Origin of the sequence: Mesorhizobium sp. dw_380, from assembly GCF_018588885.1 — a bacterium.
GTDB lineage: Bacteria > Pseudomonadota > Alphaproteobacteria > Rhizobiales > Rhizobiaceae > Mesorhizobium.
In genome coordinates, this window is the sequence record NZ_JAFFIW010000086.1 from 1 (window position 1) to 6,501 (window position 6,501).

11 protein-coding genes are annotated in these 6,501 nt (G+C 58.4%); 7 read left to right on the forward strand and 4 right to left on the reverse strand.

What is annotated here, in order from left to right; genetic code table 11:
• The first annotated feature begins 705 nt into the window (after window positions 1-705).
• A complete protein-coding gene (locus JT360_RS32685; RefSeq protein WP_250889237.1) occupies window positions 706-1,002 on the forward strand; it encodes a phosphatase PAP2 family protein in 297 nt (98 codons plus the stop codon).
• A gap of 115 nt (window positions 1,003-1,117) precedes the next feature.
• Here JT360_RS32685 and JT360_RS32690 read toward each other — a convergent pair whose 3' ends face one another.
• Window positions 1,118-1,432 (reverse strand): DUF1344 domain-containing protein, encoded by a 315-nt coding sequence (locus tag JT360_RS32690; RefSeq protein WP_250889238.1) that lies wholly within the window; start codon window positions 1,430-1,432, stop codon window positions 1,118-1,120.
• A 374-nt stretch (window positions 1,433-1,806) separates the two neighbouring features.
• Complete coding sequence (locus JT360_RS32700) at window positions 1,807-2,007, reverse strand: KTSC domain-containing protein (RefSeq protein ID WP_214477504.1); 201 nt, start codon at window positions 2,005-2,007, stop codon at window positions 1,807-1,809.
• A 152-nt stretch (window positions 2,008-2,159) separates the two neighbouring features.
• Between JT360_RS32700 and JT360_RS32705 the strand changes: the two genes are divergently transcribed.
• On the forward strand, window positions 2,160-2,363 hold the full coding sequence (locus tag JT360_RS32705) for a hypothetical protein (protein WP_214477506.1): 204 nt from the start codon (window positions 2,160-2,162) through the stop codon (window positions 2,361-2,363).
• Window positions 2,364-2,874: 511 nt separating this feature from the next.
• Window positions 2,875-3,027, forward strand: a complete 153-nt coding sequence (locus JT360_RS34310) for a Y4oE-related protein (RefSeq protein WP_502845505.1) — start codon at window positions 2,875-2,877, stop codon at window positions 3,025-3,027.
• A 309-nt stretch (window positions 3,028-3,336) separates the two neighbouring features.
• Here JT360_RS34310 and JT360_RS32710 read toward each other — a convergent pair whose 3' ends face one another.
• The gene (locus JT360_RS32710) at window positions 3,337-3,708 is read right to left on the reverse strand and encodes a hypothetical protein (protein ID WP_214477508.1); all 372 of its coding nucleotides are present in this window, start codon (window positions 3,706-3,708) and stop codon (window positions 3,337-3,339) included.
• On the opposite strand from JT360_RS32710, the gene JT360_RS32715 reads away from it, so the two are divergent.
• The 4 genes from JT360_RS32715 (at window position 3,689) to JT360_RS32730 (ending at window position 6,076) form a co-directional block, all read left to right on the forward strand.
• Window positions 3,689-3,922 carry a polymerase gene (locus JT360_RS32715; RefSeq protein WP_214477509.1) on the forward strand — a complete coding sequence of 78 codons (234 nt, stop codon included), beginning with the start codon at window positions 3,689-3,691 and terminating at the stop codon, window positions 3,920-3,922. The two genes, JT360_RS32710 and JT360_RS32715, sit on opposite strands and share 20 nt — an antisense overlap.
• A gap of 195 nt (window positions 3,923-4,117) precedes the next feature.
• Entirely contained in the window at window positions 4,118-4,330 is a 213-nt protein-coding gene (locus JT360_RS32720; protein ID WP_214477511.1) for a Y4oE-related protein, read from the forward strand.
• Between the two features lie 512 nt (window positions 4,331-4,842).
• Complete coding sequence (locus JT360_RS32725; protein ID WP_214477513.1) at window positions 4,843-5,397, forward strand: hypothetical protein; 555 nt, start codon at window positions 4,843-4,845, stop codon at window positions 5,395-5,397.
• 439 nt (window positions 5,398-5,836) lie between these two features.
• Window positions 5,837-6,076 carry a hypothetical protein gene (locus JT360_RS32730; protein ID WP_214477515.1) on the forward strand — a complete coding sequence of 80 codons (240 nt, stop codon included), beginning with the start codon at window positions 5,837-5,839 and terminating at the stop codon, window positions 6,074-6,076.
• A gap of 239 nt (window positions 6,077-6,315) precedes the next feature.
• Here JT360_RS32730 and JT360_RS32735 read toward each other — a convergent pair whose 3' ends face one another.
• The gene (locus JT360_RS32735; protein WP_214477517.1) at window positions 6,316-6,501 is read right to left on the reverse strand and encodes a hypothetical protein; all 186 of its coding nucleotides are present in this window, start codon (window positions 6,499-6,501) and stop codon (window positions 6,316-6,318) included.

A 6,501-nucleotide genomic window follows, 5' to 3' on the forward strand; every position in this document is an offset into this window, starting at 1 on the left:
CACTGCGGCCATTTGAGAACCGGCGGCGGATGACCGCTATTGGCGCTTCCACGCGGTCAGGGAGCTCGCATGCTCCAAAAACGTTGATTCACGGGCCGTGCGTTGCCCCGGCGGCTATTCATTCTGTCAGGCGGCGCGCATCGCCGGGCGGTCGTGGCTTCACTAGGAACCGGGACGCTCCTCTGCGGACCAATGATGCATGTAGCAATCGCATACGTACTCAGCGACAACCCGTCGCCGTCCGCCGTCGACCGCGCTCGGACCTCAGCCTGAAGGACTGCTCGTAGTCGGATATGAGCATCTTGTTGGTACCGTCGTAGTGCAGCATTGAAATTATTGGGTAATTTTGTCCGGGGCGCGCTACCAAATATACATAATTTGCTAGCTATTTCAATAGCTTACCGGATTTTTGTAGCGGGAGAGGGATACCGCCAATACAGTGCGGCCACTGAATTCGTTTGCTAACTCGACTCCTTTGCGAGGTATAGGGCGGTTTGCAGCCTTAAATCGTGTCCCCGCAACCAGTTTCGTCATAACACCCTAACCGTCCCGGTCTAACCGGGGCGGTCTTTGCGTTTCGGGGCGGGGATGTCTCGGTTGCGCCGGCAGCCCAGATTCAGCGCCAAGGCGTCGAACGTCTCATTATGGGCCGTTGAACGAACCTGCTGCGCGGGATGGGCACGCGCAGGCGCTAACCAGGTTATCTTGCTTTTTGTACATCGTGTGCGGCCCTATGAGGCTGGAATCACCCATCTCATAGTCCCGATAAGCGCCGACTGGTCGTTTCCTTCAGATCATGCGACGGCCGCCTTCGCGATCGTTGCCGCCTTTGCGTTACAGGCCTTGCCAGGGCGTGCCCTCGTCTTCGGTGCTATAGCCGTGCTGGTTGCCTGGTCCCAGGTGTTCGTCGGGATCCACTATATGACGGACATCCTTGGCGGTGCGCTGATGGGCATCTGCGCCGCCGCGCTGGTGTCCGTATCGGGAAGGCAACCGGCTTGACCGGATTGCAACGGGAGTACTGTAAAGGAATATCAATATTCCCGACATGGGTATCCGCCCGCTGTTCAGGAAGGACCGGGCAAGCACACCGACCCGGTCCTTGGTTTTGTGCGACCTACTTAGCCGGCTGAATAGCCGAAGCCGCGAGTTTGCCGGCTTTCGTCGTGTAGGTGACAGTTACCTTCTCGCCCACCGTAAGCGTTTCCGCTTCAATGCCTTCCGGCAAGGAAAATGTCTTGCCGTCGGCCATGGTGATCGAATCGCCCTTCTTGTCGATGCTGGCGATCGTGCCTGTGGTCGCCCTGGCATAGGCGCCGCGGGCGGATGCGATAGCCAATACCGTTGCAGCAGAGCTGAAGGCGAGGAGGATGGTTAGACTGATCTGTGATCGTAGAGAACCTTGCGGGAATTGAGCATCCGCGGAATCCATGCACGACCTCGAAGCCGTCCGTGGCCGTCTTCTCGGGGATGATGGTCTCTAGCCAGAGGCGCAGTGCAGGAATGTGCCATTGGCCATAGCCAAGTGCATAGAGGAGAGATCCGCGTGTCTGCCCAGGATCGACTTCGAAGGTGCCGTAGAAGGAGCAGTTCGATAGCCATGGCGAAGCTATCCGACCTTGGACCTCCCATCAAAGGTACGCGTCGCGGCGGGCTGCCGGCCAGCGAAGCCGACCATTTTTACTTTTGCCCGACTTGCGGCCAGGCCGTCGACCGGCGCGACCTGCGGCAAGTCATCTGGCACGAACAGCCAGGGCACGAGCCTCTGGAGATGGACGGGAGATGGACGCATAGAGAACGGGCGCTTTATGTCACCAGCCGGAACGCATAGTGGTTGCGGATGTGGTCGTTAAAATAGCGGCCTTTGGCAAACGCAGATTTGAAAGCGGTGAAAGTCCCCGGCGGCACCTCCAAGAACTCGTAGTGCCTGCCGCTCGCTACAAACCACACCGACAAAAACCTGCTGTCCGGGTCATATTCGAACTTGCGTATCGAAGTCGACGGCATGGCATGCCCGAAAAAGCCCGCCGGCCGGAGCCAGCGGGAAGGGTCTAGAGTGTGCTGGGATCAACCAGCATAGGTCAACGAACCGCGGCCGGGTTGGTTGCGATAGTCAGGCGGACGCGGAATGCTGGCTTCGAGCACCGGAGATTGGAGATATGGCCCGCGAAGTCGAGTTTCAGGATGACGATGTGGTGGTTACATCGCGCAATCCGCTGAAAGGCACCTTGCTGCTGATCACGGATGACGATGATGAAGTCGAGCTGCAACTCGACAAGGAAACCGCCGAGGCATTTATGAGTGCGCTGAGTGCCTTTCTAATGGAAGACGAAGGCGGTGATATGCCGAGGCTCTCAGCATAGTCCGAAAGTGACGGGGCGGCCTCCATCGGGTCCCCAGTCACTATCCGCGCCTGCAGCGTATGGAAAAAGGCCCGCCACCCTTCGGCAGCTGGCCAGTCAGGCCGGCCCCCTGGTACGAATCCGTACCGTGACTAACGCAGTCAGGCGATTTGTCCGACGAAGCGGAACATGCCTCCAGCAGGCGGAACGGGGCGTCAGGTCCGGGCCGAAGCGATCACCAGCTTCACCAGGTCGAAACCTAGCGCTTTGGTTCAGCCAAGGATCATCTGAGCTATTACAATCGTCAGAACCATTGAAGCCGGAACGGCTAGAAGACAGCACATCTCAACGATTTTGGTATTCTGTCGCTTGTCCATCTTCGCAGCCTCGCGTTGTCGGTGTCATTTTGACGCCAACGGGCGGCCGCTGGAAGCGGTTCCCGGCGCGGCGACCAGAGATGCCGCCGGTGCTGCATATTAGCAACACCTTGTCGAACCACCGGCCGCCGAGCGTTAAGTGGTTCCCGAGAAGTATGCGTAGACCCGCGCCGATCGAGCTTTATGGACCGGACGCGGCGACCGCCGCAGCCTGGTTAGCGTTGGAGGCGAACTTTGACGGCCGCGGAGCCGACTATAGCTTCTGGTGCACAGTGTTCCTCGAACTTACCAAAGTCAAAACTCATTGATGCTCTCTGGCTGAGCCGGTGGGATGATAGTCACCGAAGGCGAATAAATGAAAATTTCGGCACTCAGCCACAAGCCAATGCCCATGAAAAGCAGGATCATGAAGGCGACGAGTAAAATCCGCATGGCTGGACTTTGCCACTAGCATAGGGCTAAAGTCCATTTCCTGATCAGCCAGCAGACCAGCCTGGAACATTCCGCCCTTCTGTTCGTTTTCAGCCTCGGGCCGAATAGCGTTCGGGAGCAATGACGGAATGACTTTGTCCGATGAGCTGCGCGACATACCAATGGAGTTTCACTGCCCGGCCTGTTCACATGCAATGGTGAGGCCCGGTTCCTGGCTCAAAACGATCGGAGGCTTCAGATGCGATAGCTGCAAGGCCATGGTGCGCATCGGCTACGAAAAGAAGCTGTCGATTTTTGCGGGATACCTGAAAAGCGTCCAGCGAATAGAATGGCAGCGGCGGGCCGGCATTACGGCAGGCCCCATCGCGCAACATGGGACCAAAGTCCCCTTGCCGGAGCGCAAAGCTCCGAGTCCAGAAACATAAAGCAAGCCACTTCATTGACGGCGTACTGGCGAACAAAGTCCCTTCATCGTCAGCGACCAGATGCCCGCCATCTCCGAGCGAGTTGGTGGGCATCTTATTGCTGGAGAGCATCATGCAGTTCGGCGAGATCATCGCGAATATCTTGACCGCCACCCTTCTCATATGCGTGCTGGCAATTGTGCTGTTTCTATTTGGCAGCCCGCTCTGGCCGGAGCCTAAGGCCCGAATGGTTATCATTCTCCCGGCCCATGCCATGACGACAGGTTCAGTGAGGACCGGCACCAATCCCCGTTTGCCACAGACGTTTGATATCAAGCTGGCGCTGCCGCGACCCCAACTGCAATAGTTGCGGGCCTGCTCTTCCTTCGTTCGCATGTTTCGCTGATTTTTGCAGGGAGCATACATTTTGGCCAGTCGGCGCCGCCATCCTCAAGGCCCTGCCGGTCAGGCCCAGCGGCCTTCCGCTGCCAGTCCCCCTCGCAACTAAGCCGCTGGGCCGTAGCGGCATGAAGGGCGCCGAAGAGAAGGAGAGTGTTGCTCGATGCTCCGGACAGACAACGGCGCAGCGCTGAGGCTTTCAGATTTTGCCGATCCTAGCGATGCCGTAAATGCCGCCATCGAACTCTATGGCGCGGAGGCGAAGACCGCAGTGGCCTACTGTGCAATGGAAGCTCACCTTGCCGGGCGGCCAGTCGAATTCCGTTTCTGGTGCTCTGTCTTTCGGGACCTGACCCGCGCCAATATTTTTCATTGAGGCGCTTCCGGGTGAGCCGCCGGAATGACAACAGCCTCCGAGCGGCCTGGGACAAGTATACCGGCCGTCAGCCAAACGATGGCCTCGATCAAGAGCACGGCCGCGAAGAGTACGAGCACTGTTCTCATCGTCATAGGGTCGAGACGTCCCCATGCGAATCGTGTTCGAGGTCGTTGTCGAAAGGCGGCTTGTCGGGAATGCGGTCATTCATGCCCGGTAACGAATGTTAAGCGGGAATGTTCCCTGTTCGCGGACAAAGGAAAAGCCCGACGGCCGGAGCCAGCGGGCTGCCGAACCCTGTGCGCGCTGGACGCGAAAACCTTGACGGCCGCCGAGCCGACTACAGCTTCTGGTGCACAGTTTCCTCGAACTCACCAAAGTCAAAACTCACTGATGCGCCTTGGCTGAGCCGGTGGGATGATAGTCACCGAAGGCGAGGATTGCGATCGGAAGGAACAACGCAAGAAGGCCCTCGTTGGTGGATCGGCATGTTTGCTTTTGGGATGCTGCTGATGAAACTCGAAGACGAAGCCCGCCACAAATCCGAAGATGTGGACGATGCCGTCCTTACAGACGTCGTGCTTGCCTTGCAGCGCCGGATCGAGGTGAACCACGACTTCGATATCCCTTATCTTGCCGGTTACAGCGAGGATGGGCGAACCGTCTATATCGACCGCCATCTACCGCGAACCATGGCGTCGCAAGGTCGGGCAGTAAGGCTTGCGCCCTTTTTGGTCACGCATGAGGTGGTCGAGAAATCCCTGTTGGACAAATTGCGACTTCACTACCTGCATGCCCACCAGATAGCCCTGCGGACCGAGCGGGATGCTGTCCGCGCGGCCGGTGTCTCATGGCAGGCCTACCAGGCGCTGATGAAGCGCAATGGAAAGCCGATCGACGAGGAGAAGGTGAAGGCCGTCCCTCACGATCTCGACCTGACGCCCTATCGAGATTTGAAGGATTTCGCCGTGCTGGATCGGCTGGTCAAAGCTGCCCAAAGATCGAAAGTCGGGAACAGTAGATCGCAGCCGGCAGCGAAGAGCCGCACCAGAGCAGCAGGTGAATGAGAAGGGCTTCAATGGCGCCGGCCGGGCGGACGGAATAGGTCCGCCGCGCCTGCAGCGATAGCCGATTCTTGACATTTGCCTGCCAAGCGGCCCGGCGCCCTGCTTTTGATACGGGACAGACCAACAGGCGCCGAGCCGTTTTTGTAGGCCTCGGAGTGCCGGCGCCGCCCGCAACCCCCGCCTCACTGAGGCGGACGTAGGTCCAGGGATCTGGCCCGGTCGGCGCCAACATGACGACGCGCCAAGAATCAGCTATCGCTACAGACGCGGCGGCCGGCCCCATTCCGTCCGTCCGGCCGGCGCAGCTGGGAGGCTGTGACAGCTTGGACGACGTTCCCAGAGAGGCGGACCATCCAACGTACATAGAAAATCAACTTGAGGGGCCGATACTTGCGGTCCATAGATTCGCAATGGTGTTTGTTTGAGCAAGGGTTAATCCATGCAAACAGCAGCCGGTTTGCTTTCAGCGCTTGACGACAGCATTGAGGCCATCAAGGCCCATCTCGCAACAATAGACGAAGGCAAGCTAGAAGCCCTCCTGGCGTGCATGCCGTCAAGATCGACAGCCGGCAGTGCCGAGATGGTGATGCTCATTCATCTCTATCGGCAAATCCAAACCCGCCAGCGAGACAATAACGTGCTGCCATTTCCGGCAAAGAAGTCGGGCCCAAACCCTTGAAGGCTCCATTTGGGGTACTACCATCAATTCATTGGAGTTGGTGGCGGGACTTTGAACGACGATAAAGGCGATCAGACCTTGACACTTTGCGCAAGGCTTTTCGTGAGTTTGTTCAAGAGCACAAGACCACGGTCCCTGAATGGGGCGAGCACGCCAAGCTCTTTCTTGAAAAACAAGAGATCGTCAGCGAGAGCCGGCCGCTCCCCAGCCGTAGGGGAATTGCTACAGCACCGGGCCGCCTACCTATGCCTTAATGTTGGGGCCGGCGGCTTCAATTTCGCCTGAACCTGGAGTTTCGCGACGGTCGCTACAAAGGCGGCAGCGATGGCTTGGGCCTCGCCCATCAGCTCTGGGCTGTAGAGCCCGTTGACCAAGTCCTCGCTCGGCAGAACACCTGGCGGGCAGTGCTCCTCAATTCTCCCGAT